At 69.2% G+C, this 15,377-nt stretch carries 15 protein-coding genes and 1 tRNA gene; 11 read left to right on the forward strand and 5 right to left on the reverse strand.

What is annotated here, in order from left to right:
• Positions 1–17 precede the first annotated feature (17 nt).
• The 5 genes from OS889_RS10730 (at position 18) to purF (ending at position 5,832) form a co-directional block, all read left to right on the forward strand.
• On the forward strand, positions 18–1,031 hold the full coding sequence (locus OS889_RS10730; RefSeq protein ID WP_372389767.1) for an amidohydrolase family protein: 1,014 nt from the start codon (positions 18–20) through the stop codon (positions 1,029–1,031).
• A 177-nt stretch (positions 1,032–1,208) separates the two neighbouring features.
• On the forward strand, positions 1,209–3,125 hold the full coding sequence (gene dnaK / locus OS889_RS10735; protein WP_372389768.1) for a molecular chaperone DnaK: 1,917 nt from the start codon (positions 1,209–1,211) through the stop codon (positions 3,123–3,125).
• A gap of 159 nt (positions 3,126–3,284) precedes the next feature.
• Complete coding sequence (locus tag OS889_RS10740; protein WP_372389769.1) at positions 3,285–3,704, forward strand: DUF8059 family membrane protein; 420 nt, start codon at positions 3,285–3,287, stop codon at positions 3,702–3,704.
• An 80-nt stretch (positions 3,705–3,784) separates the two neighbouring features.
• Positions 3,785–4,162 (forward strand): hypothetical protein, encoded by a 378-nt coding sequence (locus OS889_RS10745; protein ID WP_372389770.1) that lies wholly within the window; start codon positions 3,785–3,787, stop codon positions 4,160–4,162.
• An 86-nt stretch (positions 4,163–4,248) separates the two neighbouring features.
• Entirely contained in the window at positions 4,249–5,832 is a 1,584-nt protein-coding gene (gene purF / locus OS889_RS10750; RefSeq protein WP_372389771.1) for an amidophosphoribosyltransferase, read from the forward strand.
• 36 nt (positions 5,833–5,868) lie between these two features.
• On the opposite strand, the gene OS889_RS10755 is transcribed toward purF, so the two are convergent.
• Complete coding sequence (locus tag OS889_RS10755) at positions 5,869–6,270, reverse strand: MoaD/ThiS family protein (protein WP_372389772.1); 402 nt, start codon at positions 6,268–6,270, stop codon at positions 5,869–5,871.
• Positions 6,271–6,326: 56 nt separating this feature from the next.
• Positions 6,327–6,887: a DUF420 domain-containing protein gene (locus tag OS889_RS10760; protein WP_372389773.1), complete on the reverse strand. Its 561-nt coding sequence runs from the start codon at positions 6,885–6,887 to the stop codon at positions 6,327–6,329.
• 119 nt (positions 6,888–7,006) lie between these two features.
• Here OS889_RS10760 and OS889_RS10765 point away from each other — a divergent pair.
• The 5 genes from OS889_RS10765 to OS889_RS10785 all read left to right on the forward strand — a co-directional run bounded on the left by OS889_RS10765 (position 7,007) and on the right by OS889_RS10785 (position 10,314).
• Positions 7,007–7,091 (forward strand) — tRNA-Leu (locus tag OS889_RS10765).
• A gap of 162 nt (positions 7,092–7,253) precedes the next feature.
• Positions 7,254–7,796, forward strand: a complete 543-nt coding sequence (locus OS889_RS10770) for a helix-turn-helix domain-containing protein (RefSeq protein ID WP_372389774.1) — start codon at positions 7,254–7,256, stop codon at positions 7,794–7,796.
• A 59-nt stretch (positions 7,797–7,855) separates the two neighbouring features.
• Positions 7,856–9,070 carry an alanyl-tRNA editing protein gene (locus OS889_RS10775; RefSeq protein WP_372389775.1) on the forward strand — a complete coding sequence of 405 codons (1,215 nt, stop codon included), beginning with the start codon at positions 7,856–7,858 and terminating at the stop codon, positions 9,068–9,070.
• Positions 9,071–9,145: 75 nt separating this feature from the next.
• The gene (locus OS889_RS10780) at positions 9,146–9,718 is read left to right on the forward strand and encodes an HAD family hydrolase (RefSeq protein ID WP_372389776.1); all 573 of its coding nucleotides are present in this window, start codon (positions 9,146–9,148) and stop codon (positions 9,716–9,718) included.
• A gap of 173 nt (positions 9,719–9,891) precedes the next feature.
• Positions 9,892–10,314, forward strand: a complete 423-nt coding sequence (locus OS889_RS10785) for a DUF7969 family protein (RefSeq protein ID WP_372389777.1) — start codon at positions 9,892–9,894, stop codon at positions 10,312–10,314.
• Positions 10,315–10,337: 23 nt separating this feature from the next.
• On the opposite strand, the gene OS889_RS10790 is transcribed toward OS889_RS10785, so the two are convergent.
• The 3 genes from OS889_RS10790 to tbsP form a co-directional block, all read right to left on the reverse strand.
• Entirely contained in the window at positions 10,338–11,225 is an 888-nt protein-coding gene (locus tag OS889_RS10790) for a bifunctional methylenetetrahydrofolate dehydrogenase/methenyltetrahydrofolate cyclohydrolase (RefSeq protein ID WP_372389778.1), read from the reverse strand.
• Positions 11,226–11,375: 150 nt separating this feature from the next.
• A complete protein-coding gene (glyA, locus tag OS889_RS10795; protein ID WP_372389779.1) occupies positions 11,376–12,623 on the reverse strand; it encodes a serine hydroxymethyltransferase in 1,248 nt (415 codons plus the stop codon).
• An 86-nt stretch (positions 12,624–12,709) separates the two neighbouring features.
• Entirely contained in the window at positions 12,710–13,528 is an 819-nt protein-coding gene (tbsP, locus tag OS889_RS10800) for a transcriptional regulator TbsP (RefSeq protein WP_372389780.1), read from the reverse strand.
• A 144-nt stretch (positions 13,529–13,672) separates the two neighbouring features.
• On the opposite strand from tbsP, the gene OS889_RS10805 reads away from it, so the two are divergent.
• On the forward strand, positions 13,673–15,367 hold the full coding sequence (locus OS889_RS10805) for a YcaO-like family protein (protein ID WP_372389781.1): 1,695 nt from the start codon (positions 13,673–13,675) through the stop codon (positions 15,365–15,367).
• Positions 15,368–15,377 lie beyond the last annotated feature (10 nt).

Below are 15,377 nucleotides of genomic sequence, written 5' to 3' on the forward strand. Positions count from 1 at the left end.
TCGGCGACGATGAGCCGATGCTCATCGAGGGGACGATACTCGCGGGGCCGTCGTTCGAGCCGATCGAGGGCCGCGTCGTCGTCGAGGACGGGGAGATCCAGGCGGTCGAGGAGGCCGAGGTGCATTCGGAGAACATCGTGCTGCCGGCGTTCGTCAACGCCCACACGCACATCGGCGACTCGATCGCCAAGGAGGCGGGCGCGGGGCTCTCCCTGGACGAACTCGTCGCGCCGCCGGACGGGCTCAAACACCGGCTCCTCCGCGCCGCCAGCCGGGAGGAGACCGTCGGCGCGATGCGGCGCTCGCTCAAGCTGATGGGCGACACCGGCACGGCCGCCTGCGTGGAGTTCCGCGAGGGGGGCGTCGAGGGCGTGGAGTACATCCGCGAGGCCGCCGCGGACCTCCCGATCGAGCCGGTCGTGCTGGGCCGAGAGACCGAGGCCGCGATGCGCGAATCGGACGGCTTCGGCGCCTCGGGCGCGCGCGACGGCGACTTCGACAGCCTGCGGACCGCCACTCGCGAGGAGGGAAAGCTCTTCGGCATCCACGCCGGCGAGCGCGACCCCCACGACGTCAACCCCGCCTTGGACCTCGATCCCGACTTCCTCGTCCATATGGTTCACCCCGAGCCCCTCCACTACGAGCGGCTGGCGGACAACGAGATCCCCGTCGTGGTGTGTCCCCGCTCCAATCTCGTGACCGGCGTGGGGGTACCGCCGGTCCGCGAACTCGCCGAGCGGACCACCGTCGCGCTCGGCACCGACAACGTGATGCTGAACTCCCCGTCGATGTTCCGGGAGATGGAGTTCACCGCGAAGCTCGCGGACGTCTCCGCCAGGGAGGTCCTCCGGATGGCGACGCGGAACGGCGCCCAGATCGCGGGGCTCGACTGCGGGCTGATCGAGGCCGGGCGGCCGGCGAAACTGCTCGTCCTCGACGGCGACTCCGACAACCTCGCGGGCGCGCAGGACGTCGTCCGCGCGGTGGTCCGCAGGGCCGGCGCCGCCGACGTCGCGGACGTGATCCTCTGATACTGACTGACGACGAACAGTACGCGGCCCGTCGGCTGACCTGCGCTTCGATATAAATCCATCTACCTGCCAACGACTCACACGGAATAATCGACATACAGCGTCGACCCGAACCACAGCCGGAGAGACCGCTGTCTAGTAACCTTTAACCGATTTAGACCAGTAGTTAGCGACAAGATGGCGAGCAACAAGATTCTCGGTATCGACCTCGGTACCACGAACAGCGCGTTCGCGGTGATGGAAGGGGGCGACCCGGAGATCATCGTGAACTCCGAGGGCGAGCGGACGACGCCCTCCGTCGTCGCGTTCGACGACGGGGAGCGACTCGTCGGGAAGCCGGCGAAGAATCAGGCCGTCAAGAACCCCGAGCAGACGGTGCAGTCGATAAAGCGCCACATGGGCGAAGAGGACTACACCGTCGAACTCGACGGCGAGGACTACACGCCCGAGCAGGTCTCGGCGATGATCCTCCAGAAGATCAAGCGCGACGCCGAGGAGTACCTCGGCGACGAGGTCGAGAAGGCCGTCATCACGGTCCCCGCGTACTTCAACGACCGCCAGCGCCAGGCCACGAAGGACGCCGGCGAGATCGCCGGCTTCGAGGTCGAGCGCATCGTCAACGAGCCGACCGCGGCGTCGATGGCCTACGGCCTCGACGACGAATCCGACCAGACCGTCCTCGTCTACGACCTCGGCGGCGGCACCTTCGACGTCTCTATTCTGGATCTCGGCGGCGGCGTCTACGAGGTCGTCGCCACCAACGGCGACAACGACCTCGGCGGCGACGACTGGGACGAGGCCATCGTCGACTACCTCGCCGACGAGTTCGAAGACGAACACGGCATCGACCTCCGCGACGACCGGCAGGCGCTCCAGCGGCTCGAAGACGCCGCCGAGGAGGCGAAGATCGAACTCAGCAGCCGGAAGGAGACCACGATCAGCCTCCCGTTCATCGCGACGACGGACTCGGGCCCGCTCGACCTCGAAGAGAAGCTCACCCGCGCGAAGTTCGAGTCCCTCACCGCGGACCTGCTCGACCGGACGGTCGACCCGACAGAGCAGGCGCTCTCGGACGCCGGCTACGACAAGTCCGACATCGACGAGGTGATCCTCGTCGGCGGCTCCACGCGGATGCCGCAGGTCCAAGAGAAGGTCGAGGAGATGACCGGCAAGGAGCCGAAGAAGAACGTCAACCCCGACGAGGCCGTCGCGCTGGGCGCGGCGATCCAGGGCGGCGTCCTCGGCGGCGAAGTCGACGACATCGTCCTGCTGGACGTCACGCCGCTGTCGCTCGGGATCGAGGTGAAGGGCGGCCTCTTCGAGCGGCTCATCGAGAAGAACACCACCATCCCGACCGAGGAGTCGAAGATCTTCACGACCGCGGCCGACAATCAGACCTCGGTGAACGTCCGGGTCTTCCAGGGCGAGCGCGAGATCGCCGAGGAGAACGAGCTCCTGGGTGAGTTCCAGCTCACGGGCATCCCGCCGGCGCCGGCCGGCACCCCGCAGATCGAGGTCGCCTTCAACATCGACGAGAACGGCATCGTGAACGTCGAGGCCGAGGACAAGGGCTCCGGGAACGCCGAGTCGATCACCATCGAGGGCGGCGCGGGCCTCTCCGACGAGGAGATCGAGGAGATGCAGCAGGAGGCCGAAGAACACGCCGAGGAAGACGAGCGCCGCCGCGAGCGCATCGAGGCGCGCAACGAGGCCGAGAGCACGATCCAGCGCGCGGAGACCCTACTCGAAGAGAACGAGGAGAACGTCGACGACGACCTCCGGGAGTCGATCGAGGCGAAGATCGAAGACGTCGAGGAGGTCCTCGAAGACGAGGACGCCACGAAGGAAGAACTCGAAGAGGTCACAGAGGCGCTGACCTCCGAACTCCAGGAGATCGGCAAGCAGATGTACGAGGCCCAGCAGGCCGCCGGCGGCGCGGGCGGCGCCGGTGCGGGTGCCGCGGGCGCAGGTCCCGGCGGCGCCGGTCCGGGCGGCGCGGGCCCCGGCGGAATGGGCGGCGCCGGCGCGTCCGGCGACGGCGACGAGTACGTCGACGCCGACTTCGAGGACGTCGACGACGAAGACGAAGAATAGCCGGAGCACTCGTCTGCTCACGAGATTTTTCTCGTAGACGTCGACATCGAGGACGAGGAGACGGGCGCGCGGCCGTCTCCTAGCCGTCTCCCGTTTCGAAACCGCCGGACGAAACGGGGACAGATTTATGTACTTCATCTAGTATTTACCGGCGGAGATATGACAAAAGCACTCAAAGCATCCGGATTCCTCGGTCTGGCGACGATGATGGCGGTCGGCCTGCACCAGTTCGTGATTCTCTCGGGCGGCAACCCCGTTCCGCCGTGGATGATCGGCGGACACGCCCACCTGGGCGTGCTCTCCATCCTGGCTATCGTGATGGGCTTTGCCGTGCCCGCGCTCGGCGTCACCGGGCAGCTTCGGACGGCCGTGACGGTCCTCTACATCGCCGGGCAGTGGGGGATCCCCGGCATCGTCTGGCTCGGCGAGGGGTTCGGCCTCACCTTCCTGATGCCGACGGGCTTCCTGTGGGGGCTCGCGCTCATCGCCTCGATGCTCATCATGTTCTACGTGACGATCACGGGCGACGGCGACGCGGGCGACCGCGGCCCGACGGCGACGGCGCCCGCGGACGACTGACCCGCTGGCGGACGGTCGGCGTCAGCGCGGCGTCTGACACCGAACCAATACTTTTCCCGTAGGCCGCGCACGGATCTCCTATGCCGATAAGCGACGACGAGTGGGAGTCCGGTAGGGCGTGGACCGATCTCGAACGCGCGGTCGCGGAGTTCCTTGGCGCGGTCGGCCCGCGCGCGTACTCGGTGCCCGAACTCCACGAATTACTCGTCGACGGCGGGACGGTCGCACCGCCCGAGTCCGACGAGGCGGGCCTCGACGTCGTCCGGGACGACGAGCACGACGAAACGGCATCCGCAGATTCCGAGCGGGTCGACGTCGCCCGGATGGACGTGACAGAGCGAGAGGTCCGCGAGGCCGTCACCGGGCTCCGGGACGCGGAGTACCTGGACTCGAAGGAGATCCGGACTGGCGACGGCTTCGTCACGTACTACCGGCGGTGCGACTGCGGGATGTTCTAAGCACGTTCGTGTATACTTTCGGCCGAGAAAAGGCAGAAGATGGCATATGGACGGGTTTTTAGCCCCCGGAATCCGTACGATCGGATATGCCAGACGGGCGGGACCCATCGAACCCCACACCCGGACGCGGACCGACGGACGCGGGATCGGCGCACACACGAGCGAGCGACCCGGCGGAGACCCGGGCTGACCTCTCGGGGCCGACCGAGAAGTGCGGGGTCGTCGGCGTCGCGCTCGAAGACCGGGCCGCGGCACGCCCGCTGTACTACTCCCTGTACGCCCTCCAGCACCGGGGCCAGGAGTCGGCGGGCATCGTCACTCACGACGGCTTCCAGCAGCACAGCCACGTCGAGATGGGCCTCGTCGGCGACGCCTTCGACGAGTCCGACATCGAGTCGCTGGCGGGCCAGACCGGTATCGGCCACGTCCGCTACCCGACCTCCGGCGGCGTCAACGCCTCCTGTGCCCAGCCCTTCTCCGTCTCGTTCAAGTCGGGCTCGCTCGGGCTCTCGCACAACGGCAACCTCGTCAACGCCGACGAGATCCGTGACGAACTCGCCGAACTGGGCCACGCGTTCACCTCCGACGGCGACACGGAAGTGATCGCCCACGACCTCGCGCGGAACCTCCTCGAGGCCGATCTGGTCCGCGCCGTCAAGCGGACGATGGACCGCATCCACGGCTCCTACGCCCTGACGATTATGCACGACGAGACCGTGCTCGCGGTCCGCGACCCGCAGGGCAACCGCCCGCTCTGTATCGGCAAGCTCGACGACGGCTACGTCGTCGCCTCCGAGTCGGCCGCGATCGACACCCTCGACGGCGAGCTCGTCCGCGACGTCCGCCCCGGAGAGCTCGTCGTGCTCGAAGCCGACGGCTCCGGCTTCGACTCCTACCAACTGGTCGAACAGGAGAACACCGCCCACTGCTTCTTCGAACACGTCTACTTCGCCCGCCCGGACTCGATCATCGACGACACGCTCGTCTACGAGGCCCGCCGCGGGCTCGGCCGGAAGCTCTGGGAGGAGTGCGGCGTCGAGACCGACGTCGTGCTCCCCGTGCCGGACTCCGGCCGCGCCTTCGCCTCGGGCTACGCCGAGGCCGCAAACGAGACGACGCCCGACGGCGCCGCCCGCGGCGAGGACGAAGAGCCCGTCGAGTTCGCCGAGGGGCTGATGAAGAACCGCTACGTCGGCCGGACGTTCATCATGCCGACCCAGGACGAGCGCGAGCGCGCCGTGCGGCTGAAGCTCAATCCGATCAAGAGCACGATCGAGGGCCGCTCGGTCACGATCATCGACGACAGCATCGTCCGCGGGACGACCTCGCGCCAGCTCGTCTCCCTGCTCCGCGACGCCGGCGCCGAGGAGGTCCACGTCCGGATCGGCGCGCCGCCGATCGTCTCGCCGTGCTATATGGGGATCGACATGGCCTCCCGCGAGGAGCTCATCGCCGCCGACCGCTCGATCGAGGAGATCTCCGAGGAGATCGGCGCCGACAGCCTGGGCTACCTCTCGGTCGACGCCATCGCCGAGGTGCTGGACCAGTCGAAGCTCGATCTGTGTCTCGGTTGCGTCACCGGCGAGTACCCCTACGATATCGACGGCGAGGAGACCGACCGCGACGTGAGTCGCCCCGTGATCGGCGACCCCGCGCTGGCCGACGACTGAGCGGCGCCGACGGGGAATCCGGGCGCTAGCGACGCCTCAGACGCAGAAGAGGAACGGATTGACGAGCGCGACCCGGTCGCCGTCGTCCAGTTCGGTGTCGAAGCCGTCGAGCGTCTCGTTGAACCGCCCGTTCACCAGGATCCGCGCGTAGGCCCGCGTCTGTTCGCCGTCGGGGTTCTTCAGGAGGTCGCCGGGGACGTCGCCGGCGTCGATCGGCGCCCACCCGCGGGTGGCGGACTCGGCTTCGGTCTCGGCGATCACGAGGTCGCGGACGTCGTGTTCCTCGAAGAACGCCGCGGCGAACTCCCGCAGCGTGTCGCCCTCGAACGTGAAGGTGATGCTCGGCGTCCCGAGGGCGTCGCGGACGTGGCCGGTCGCGCGCACCTCGACGGTCGTCTCGGGCCGCTGTCGGAGATCCGTGGTCGATGTCTGGGCCATACGGGCGGTAGCACCGCCGATCGGTTAGGCGGATCGGCGAACATCTTCGCCCGGCGTCAGTAGACCACGTACAGGAGCAGGTAGACCACGTCGCCGAGGAAGAACGAGATCAGCCACAGCGAGGCGGCGATTCGGCCCACGCGGCGATGGGCGGTGTCGTAGATGGCGCTGACGGGCCGCGTGACCGCGAGCAACAGCACGTAGTACACGAGCGGGATGCAGACGATCGCCAGGAGGATGTGGACCGCCAGGATCGGGAGGTAGACGAACTGGTACACCGTCTCCGGACCCGGAAATTCGGCGGGGCCCTGAAGCGCGATCCGGTAGAGATACAGGACGAGAAAGGCGACGAAGAGCCCGAGCGTCGAGAGCATCATCGCGCGGTGGCGGTCGACGTCGCCGGCGCGGATGAACCGGACTCCGAGGACGATCGTCGCGATCGCGAGGGTGCTGAAGACGGCGTTGATGTGGGGGATCGCATCGAGGAATGCGGACGGCGCCGTCGGGAGAAGCCCCACCGGAACGGCTCCGAGAACGGTCCCGAAGACCGCCGCCAACGAGACGACCGTGAGCGCGGCCGTGAGTCCCGGCACGTGGTCTCGCGCGCGGAGTTCCATACCGGAGAATGCCGGACGGAGCGGTAAAAACAGTGCCGGCTCACGCCCGCTCCGCCGTCGAAAGGAAACTCATTTAAATTACCCCGGACAACCACTGAGTGCGTAATACGACACCGCGAGCGTGGGTAGCCAAGCCAGGCCAACGGCGCAGCGTTGAGGGCGCTGTCCCATAGGGGTCCGCCGGTTCAAATCCGGTCCCACGCATCGCACGGCGGCACACCCGCCACTCGATGCAGGTGCTCATCCCTTCGGGGACACAGCACCCACGCACAATTCTACCGCAGCTACCCCGGACAGCCACGGGTGCGGATTCCGTCACGCCGTCCGGGGGGTACGCTTTACACCGTGGAGGCAGTACGGGAGGCTATGCCGAAATACTCCACCGGTAGCGGCGGGGGCGGTGGCGACGGGGACAGCTGCGAACTCTGCGGTCGCGCCACCGGCTCGCTCCGGCGCGCGAACGTCGCCGGCGCGGAACTTCTGGTCTGCGAGGACTGCGCTCCGCACGACGACTCTCGGAAACAGAGCGGCTCGGGTGCCGGCGCAGGCGCAGGCACCGGAGGCGGGAACGGCGCCGGCGGCGACTCGGGGCCGTCCCGGAAGAAACGCGCCGCCCAGCGACAGGCGCGGATGTACGACCAGGCGAAGGGCGATTCCTCCCACTGGGAGGAGTCCGGGACGGACTACGAGCGCGACCGCCTCCCGTACCTCGTGACTGGATACGGCGAGCGCACCGAGACCGCCCGACAGGAGGCGGGGCTCACGACGGAGGAACTGGCGGCCGAACTCGACGTCGCGGAAGACGACGTGGTCGCGGTCGAGCAGGGCCGCGCGACGCGGGCCGGCGTCGGCGGCTCGCTGATCCGGGCGCTCGAAGAACGGCTGGACGTCGACTTGGTCGACGAGTAACCGATCAGCCGATCGGAACTGCCACCATTTTTGTCGGCGCCACGCCTGAGCGGACGTGTATGAACACGCGCGCACCGGCGGAGCCGGAGGTCCGCGAGTTCACCGCCGAGGTCGTCGACGTCGATGCCGACGACCGGACGGTGACGCTCGATCAGACGTACTTCTACGCCGAGAGCGGGGGCCAGCCCGCCGACACCGGAACGATCGACGGAATCCGCGTCGTGGACGTCCAGGACGACGGCGAGGTCGTGCGGCACACGCTCGCCGAGGAACCGGGCCCGGGCTTCGAGGCCGGCGAGACGGTCACGGGCGTCGTCGACGACGACTTCCGGACCTACTGTATGCGGGCCCACACCGCGAGTCACCTGCTCTACGGCGCCGGCCGGCGGCTCCTGGAAGACCTCGGCTACGGCGGCTTCGACATCTCCGAGGAGAAGGTCCGCGTCGACTTCACGACGACGACCGACATCGACGACGAGACGCTCGTCGAACTCGAACGGCTCACGAACCGCGCCGTGTGGGAGTCCCGGGACGTGAGCTGGTACGAGCTCCCGACCGAGGAGGCCACCGCTCGCGAGGACGTCGCGTTCAACACCAAGACCGAAGAGGGCGTGATGGCCGGCGCCGACACGGTCCGGATCGTCGAGGTCGACGGCTGGGACGTCGCCGCCTGCGGCGGCACCCACGTCTCGAACACCCGCGAGATCGGGCCGGTCACGGTGCTCGACCGCTCGAACCCCGGTGAGGGGCTCACCCGCGTCGAGTTCGCGGTCGGTCCCGACGGCATCGACCGCCGGGCGAGACAGCACGCCGCGCTCCGCGAGACGGCGGCCGAACTCGAAACGAACGCCGGCGAACTCGCCGAGACGGCCGCGTCGCTCCGGAGCGAGCGCGACGACCTCGAAGCGCGCGTCCGCGAACTCGAACAGGCGGCGCTCTCGAACGCGCTCTCCGACTTCGAGACCGTCGACAAGGCGGCAACGTGGCGACTCGGCGTCCTCGCCGACGCGGACCCGAACGACGCCGGCGACGCGGCCAAGGACGCCGTCGACGACGACGGCGTGGTCGTCGCCGTCGGCGACGGCGAGCGCCCGTTCGTCGTGGTCGCGGCCGGTCCGGACAGCGGCGTCAACGCCGGCGACGTGGTCGACGACGTGACCGACGCGTTCGGCGGCGGTGGCGGCGGCGGGCCACCGTTCGGCCAGGGCGGCGGCCTCGACGCCTTGCCCGAGGAAGTCCTCGACTACGTCCGGCAGTGGGAGCCGAGCGACTGACGCCGTTCGCTGACCGCTCTCCCTCGAACCGACGCTTCCGAAGCGCCTTTTCCCGTAGCGCTCCTATCGACTCCGATGATGGACGGTACGCAGTCGGACGCGAGGCGTCCGCTCGACGGGTTCGACGCCGCGGTCTGGGACCTCGACGGGACGCTCGTCCGACTCCCCGTCGACTGGGACCGGGTCACCCGCGACGTCGCCGCCGTCTTCGAGTCGGCCGGCCACGACGTCCCCGGCACGGACCTCTGGGACCTCTTGCAGCGCGCGGACGGGACCGACCTCGCCCAGGAGGTCGAGACCACGATCGCCGACCACGAGCGGGCCGAGGCGATACACGCCGAGCGGCTCCCGTACGCCGACGCCGTCGGCGGCTTCGACGCCGAGGGCGTCTGCTCGCTGAACTGCGAGGACGCCTGTCGGACCGCGCTCGATGTCCACGGGCTCACGCCGCACGTCGACGCCGTCGTCGGCCGCGACACCGTCGCCGCGCGGAAGCCCGACCCGGCGCCGCTCCTGGAGACGATCCGACGGCTCGGCGTCGACGCCGACGACGTCGTCTTCGTCGGCGACTCGCCGCGGGACGAGGAGGCGGCGCGGCGGGCCGACGTGGCGTTTCGGTACGTCGACGACGCCTCCCTGCGGCGATAGGCTAACAGGCGGCACGGCCGCTCGCGGGACGGTGTGCCGCACACCCGCGTTACGCCCCGCGGTCACTCTCAGCGCACGGCGGGGGTGGCGTCCCGATCGCACTTGAACGCTCGGAGCGACCGCCCCGATTCCGGCCGGGGCCGTTAAGTCCGGTCAGATCCGATTTCGCGGCGATGAGCTATCCCGTTCGCTACTACTGCCCCCACTGCGGAGCGGTCTTCGAGCTGGAGCGCGAGGGCTACCTCGCGGACAAGTCCGTCACCCCGTATCCGCTCGTCGGCTGGGAGTACGTCGCGCCCGACGCGGACTTCGAATCCGCCGACGGCGTTCGTCTCGTCTGCGGCGACGGAGCGGACGGCCTGCGGTGGATCGGCGAACGGAGCGAGGCCGACGACGTCGAGGACCCTTCGTCGGAGGCGCCGTGCGGCCGGGAGCTGTACCTCTCGTTCGTCCGCTTCGTCGACGGCGAGGAGGTCGAACCCGAACCCGACCGCGAGCAGACGACGATCGCGGGACCGGGTCCGTCGGGTCCGCGCGGACCCGACGGGCCTCGCGGTCCGGGCGGTCCGAGCGGCTCGGGCGGATTCGAGCGGTAGTCAGAAAACCAGAAAACGACGGCTCAGGGAAGGTCGACGTCGATACCGGCCACGTCGCCGGCGGCCTTCACGGTGTTCCACAGGAGCATCGCGCGGGTCATCGGACCGACGCCGCCCGGCACGGGCGTGATCGCGCTGGCCTTCTCCTTGGCGCTCTCGTACTCGACGTCGCCGATGAGCTCGGAGCCCTCGTCGGTCTCGACGCGGTTGATCCCGACGTCGATGACGACGGTGCCCTCGGTGAGCATCTCGCCGTCGATCATCTCGGGGACGCCCGCGGCGGCGATGACGATGTCGGCGTTGCGGGTCTTCTCGGCGAGGTCGTCGGTGCGGGAGTGACAGACCGTCACGGTCGCGTTGCCGCCCTTGTCCTTCTGGATCAGGAGGTTCGCCATCGGCTTGCCGACGATGTTCGAGCGGCCGACGACGACGGCTTCCGCGCCCTCGGTTTCGACGTCCGCGGCTTCGAGGAGCTTCTGGACGCCGTGGGGCGTACAGGGCTTGTACCGGGCGTTGCCCGCGACGAGGCGGCCGACGTTCTCGGGGTGGAAGCCGTCGACGTCCTTCGCGGGGTCGATGCTCCGCAGGACCTCGCGCTCGTCGACGTGGTCGGGGAGGGGCATCTGGACGAGGATGCCGTGGACCTCGGGGTCGGCGTTGAGTTCGTCGATGGTGTCGAACAGTTCCTCGGCCGGGGCCTCGGGGTCGATCTCGACGTCCTTCGTCGCGATGCCGACCTCCTCGCAGTCCTCGTGTTTCATCCGGACGTACGAGGCGCTCGCGGGGTCGTTGTTCATCAGTACGGTCGCGAGACACGGCGTCGTCCCCGCCTCGGTCAGCGTCTCGATGCTGTCGAGGAGGCCGTCTCGGACGTCCTGGGCGACGGCGTTGCCGTCGATGATCTCCGTCATATCCAACAGAGAGCGGGTAGCACACTTCAAATGTGCGGGTTCGGTCTCGCCGGGCGTCGGCAAATGTCGCGGGACGTCGTCGCCGAAAACGAATCCCGTAAAAGGAGAATCTCCTTAGATCAGACCTCTATCTCCGACTCTCCGCTACTGCTACTCGTAGAGCGGGTACTCGTCGCAGAGTTCCTGGACCCGCTCGCTCACGTCGGCGACGACGTCCTCGTCGTCGTAGTCGTCGACGACGCGGACGACGAGTTCCCCGACCTCGCGGACGGCGTCCTCGTCGAAGCCGCGGGTCGTCAGCGCCGGCGTCCCGAGACGGATCCCGCTGGGGTCGAAGGCCGAGCGCGTCTCGCCGGGCACCGTGTTCGCGTTCATCACGATGCCGGCCTCCTCGAGGGCGGCCTCGACGTCCTTGCCCGTCGTGTCCGGATGCGAGGGCCGGAGGTCCACGAGCACGAGGTGATTGTCGGTGCCGCCCGAGACGAGTTCGAGTCCCTGCTCGCGGAGTTCGTCCGCGAGGGCCTTGGCGTTCGCGACGGTCTGTTCGGCGTAGGCCTCGAATTCGGGCGAGAGCGCCTCTTTGAAGCCGACGGCCTTGCCCGCGATGTTGTGCATCAGCGGGCCGCCCTGCGCGCCGGGGAAGACAGCGTTGTCGACGGCGTCGGCGTGCTCCTCGTCGCACATAATGATCCCGCCGCGACCGGCGCGGATGGTCTTGTGCGTCGAGCCCGTCACGAAGTCGGCGACGCCGACGGGCGAGGCGTGGACGCCCGCGGTGACGAGCCCCGTGATGTGGGCGATGTCCGCGAGGTGGTAGGCGTCGACCGATTCGGCGATCTCCTGCACCCGCTCGAAGTCGACCTCGCGGGGGTACGCAGAGTACCCAGAGACGATGATGTCGGGCTCGAAGGTCTCTGCTTTCTCCGCGAGGTCTTCGTAATCCACGTAGCCGGTGTCGGCGTCGACCTCGTACTGCTCGACCTCGTAGGTCTTGCCCGTGAAGTTCGCGGGGTGGCCGTGCGAGAGGTGGCCGCCGTGAGTCAGATCCAGCGAGAGGATCTTGTCGCCCGGTTCGAGCATCGCCAGGTAGACGCCCATATTCGCCTGGGTCCCCGAGTGCGGCTGGACGTTGACGTGCTCTGCGCCCCACAGCTCCTTCGCGCGCTCGATCGCCAGTTCCTCGATCTCGTCGGCGTACTCACAGCCCGCGTAGTAGCGCTCGCCAGGGTACCCCTCGGCGTACTTGTTCGTGAGCGCGCTCCCCTGGGCTTCGAGCACCGCCTCGCTCACGTGGTTCTCGCTCGCGATCATCGCCAGCGTGTCCCGCTGCCGCTGTACCTCGTCTGAGAGCGCGTCGGCGACGGCCGGGTCGACGTCGCGGACGTGGCTGTAATCCATACGTGATACCGAGCCCGTACCTCCAATAAGTGTGTCCACTTCGTCTCCGGCGTCGCCGTCGGCGGCGACGCTACGCCCGCGAGCGATCAGTTCAGGAGGTCGCGCGCGACGGCCGCGAGCTCGTCGAGGTCGGCGTCGGCGAGGCGCTCGTCCGCGAGGCGGAGCCGAAGGCGGGGCCGACCCACGTCGATCGGGACCTTCTCGGTCTCGATCAGCCCTCGCTCTTCGAGGTCGCTCTTCGTGCGGGAGAACGTCGCCTTGCTCGCGATACCGACGTCTTCGCCCCACTTCGAGACGTCGTAGAGGAGCACCTCGTTCCGGGCGGCGACGAGCAGGCTGATCGTCACCTCGTCGATGCCGTCCGCGCCGTCGACCGACTGAAGCGAGTCGAGGACCCCGTCGAACTCGTCCCGGACGTCGCCGCCGAGGTCGTCTTCGAGCGACGACCGGACCTCGGAGAGCGCCGGCGTCCGGAGACGGAACGCCTCGGCGTCCTCGAAGCGCTCGCGGTACGCCTCGTGGGCGCTCTCGACGAAGGACTCGTCGTCGGTCGTCAGGCCGGCCACGCTGTCGCCGGCCGCGACGACGGCGACGACGGACGACTCCGTCACCAAGAGCGTGTTCGACGTGCCCTCTGCGGTGCTCCGGAGGTCCAGGGATCCGGACGCGACGAGATCGGACGCGTGGCTGGCGACGAGGAAGTCGCCCATCACCGACTTCAACTGCGACTCGCCGGCGAGGACCCGGAGTTCGGGCGGCGCGTCGGCGCCGACGGCGAACTCGACGAGCGATTCCACGACGGCGTCGCTCGGCCCGATCACGTAGACGGGGCCCGAGGCCGCCCGGAGGGACGACGACAGGACGTGCTCGACGCTGTCTCCGAGCACGTTCGACGCGGGGGACATACCTTGTCTCATTTACCAGTGTCTACTTAATTTTACCGCAGTCGGGGCTGTATATTCCCCGGACCGGACGCGAGAGGCATCTCGGGAGCGCTTCCGCGTTCCGAGACCCGGCGATTTTTCCCCGTGAGCGTCGAGGGCGGATCTATGCCCTACGAGATCGAACTCGCCGGCAGCGGTCCGGCCGCGGCGGCCGCGCGGGCGGCCTTCGAGGACGTCGACGCGACCGTCGGGACCGGCTTCGACGATCCGGCGCTGACTCTCGCCGTCGTTCCCGCCGGACGGGACGCCGCCGGACTGGTCGGCTCCGACGACCGCCTCGTGCTCGTCGAGATCGGCGGCGTCGGCGGCCGCCCGGTCGAGAGTCTCGACGCCGCGGTCTCGGTGTTCGACGCCGACGGGCCGCGGTTCGACGACCTCCGGACCCGCGTGGCCGCGACGACCGACGCCGAGGGCTCTCCCTCGGGCGACCGCAGCGCGGTTCGACTCGCCGGCGCGGTCGCCGGACGGCGCGCTGTGGCCCTGCTCGCTGGCGATACGAGCGTCGCGGACACCACGGTCGAGGTGTCCGGGACTGGCATCGCGGCCGAGCGGCCGGTACTTCCCGTGCCGGACCCGGACTCGCGGGATCGAACGGTCCGCCGCGACCACCGGTCGGTCGATGTCGACGACTCGCTGGCGCGGGCGGAGCAGGCGCTCGACGAGCGGACCGGACTCGTCGCTCAGGTCGGCGAGCGGGAATCGTTCCCCGTCCCGTACTACCTCGCCCAGATCGCGACGACCGAGGGCTTCAGCGACGCCCGCGCCGCCGAGTTCGCCGCGGGCGTGGACCCCGACTGGGACGTCGCCTTTATGAAGGCGCTCGGCGAGGGACTCGAACGTTACTGCGCCGGCGTCTATCGGCAGACGGAGTTCACGGTCGCGCCGGAGCGCACGCGCTCGCGGCCGGTGCCGCCGTCGGCGTTCGTTCTCCCCGAGGACACCACGCCGGTCGACCCGGACACGCCGACCCCCTGGGTCGCGGGCGAGGACCTCCACACCGGCGAGTCGGCGTCGCTGCCGGCGGAGTTCGTCCACTACCCGCCCCCGTCGGAGCGGCACACGCCGGCGATCACGACCGGCCTCGGACTCGGCAACTCGGGGACGGAGGCGCTGCTCTCGGGGCTCTACGAGGTGATCGAACGCGACGCCACGATGCTCGCGTGGTACTCGTCGTTCGAGCCGCTCGGGCTCTCCGTCCCGGATTCGCGCTACGACGAACTGCGGAAGCGCGCGCGAGCCGAAGACCTGTCGGTGACGTCGCTCCTCGTCACGCAGGACGTCGACGTGCCGGTCGTCGCGAGCGCGGTCCACCGCGACGGCGAGTGGCCGCGGTTCGCCGTCGGCTCGGGGGCCTCGCTGGATCCGGCCGACGCCGCGCGGTCGGCGCTGGCGGAGGCGCTCCAGAACTGGATGGAGCTGCGCTCGATGGGTCCCGAAGGAGCGGCCGAGGAAGGGGGCGCGATCGGGGAGTACGCCGACTTCCCCGCGGCCGCGCAGGACTTCGTCGATCCCGACGTGACGGTGCCGGCCGCGGAGGTGGGTCCCGCGGACGTTCCGGCTGGAGAGGCCGAGCTATCGGAGGCGCTGGATCGCGTCGCCGACGCCGGCCTCGACGCCTACGCCGCGCGGACGACGACGGCGGACGTCGCATCGCTCGGATTCGAGGCGGTCCGGGTGCTCGTGCCGGCGGCGCAGCCGCTGTTCCAGGGCGAACCGTTCTTCGGCGAGCGGGCGCGGACGGTCCCCGAATCGCTGGGGTTCGAACCGCAGTTGGATCGGGCGTATCACCCGTACCCGTAGGACCTGAGGC

It is taken from the genome of Halobellus sp. MBLA0158 (genome assembly GCF_041477585.1).
GTDB lineage: Archaea > Halobacteriota > Halobacteria > Halobacteriales > Haloferacaceae > Haloquadratum > Haloquadratum rubicundus.

Bases quoted from the DNA above. Each gene is read 5' to 3' on its own strand.
- OS889_RS10730 (WP_372389767.1), top strand. From the start codon at position 18: ATGCTCATCGAGGGGACGATACTCGCGGGGCCGTCGTTCGAGCCGATC.
- dnaK (WP_372389768.1), top strand. From the start codon at position 1,209: ATGGCGAGCAACAAGATTCTCGGTATCGACCTCGGTACCACGAACAGC.
- OS889_RS10740 (WP_372389769.1), top strand. From the start codon at position 3,285: ATGACAAAAGCACTCAAAGCATCCGGATTCCTCGGTCTGGCGACGATG.
- OS889_RS10745 (WP_372389770.1), top strand. From the start codon at position 3,785: ATGCCGATAAGCGACGACGAGTGGGAGTCCGGTAGGGCGTGGACCGAT.
- purF (WP_372389771.1), top strand. From the start codon at position 4,249: ATGCCAGACGGGCGGGACCCATCGAACCCCACACCCGGACGCGGACCG.
- OS889_RS10755 (WP_372389772.1), bottom strand. From the start codon at position 6,270: ATGGCCCAGACATCGACCACGGATCTCCGACAGCGGCCCGAGACGACC.
- OS889_RS10760 (WP_372389773.1), bottom strand. From the start codon at position 6,887: ATGGAACTCCGCGCGCGAGACCACGTGCCGGGACTCACGGCCGCGCTC.
- OS889_RS10770 (WP_372389774.1), top strand. From the start codon at position 7,254: ATGCCGAAATACTCCACCGGTAGCGGCGGGGGCGGTGGCGACGGGGAC.
- OS889_RS10775 (WP_372389775.1), top strand. From the start codon at position 7,856: ATGAACACGCGCGCACCGGCGGAGCCGGAGGTCCGCGAGTTCACCGCC.
- OS889_RS10780 (WP_372389776.1), top strand. From the start codon at position 9,146: ATGATGGACGGTACGCAGTCGGACGCGAGGCGTCCGCTCGACGGGTTC.
- OS889_RS10785 (WP_372389777.1), top strand. From the start codon at position 9,892: ATGAGCTATCCCGTTCGCTACTACTGCCCCCACTGCGGAGCGGTCTTC.
- OS889_RS10790 (WP_372389778.1), bottom strand. From the start codon at position 11,225: ATGACGGAGATCATCGACGGCAACGCCGTCGCCCAGGACGTCCGAGAC.
- glyA (WP_372389779.1), bottom strand. From the start codon at position 12,623: ATGGATTACAGCCACGTCCGCGACGTCGACCCGGCCGTCGCCGACGCG.
- tbsP (WP_372389780.1), bottom strand. From the start codon at position 13,528: ATGTCCCCCGCGTCGAACGTGCTCGGAGACAGCGTCGAGCACGTCCTG.
- OS889_RS10805 (WP_372389781.1), top strand. From the start codon at position 13,673: ATGCCCTACGAGATCGAACTCGCCGGCAGCGGTCCGGCCGCGGCGGCC.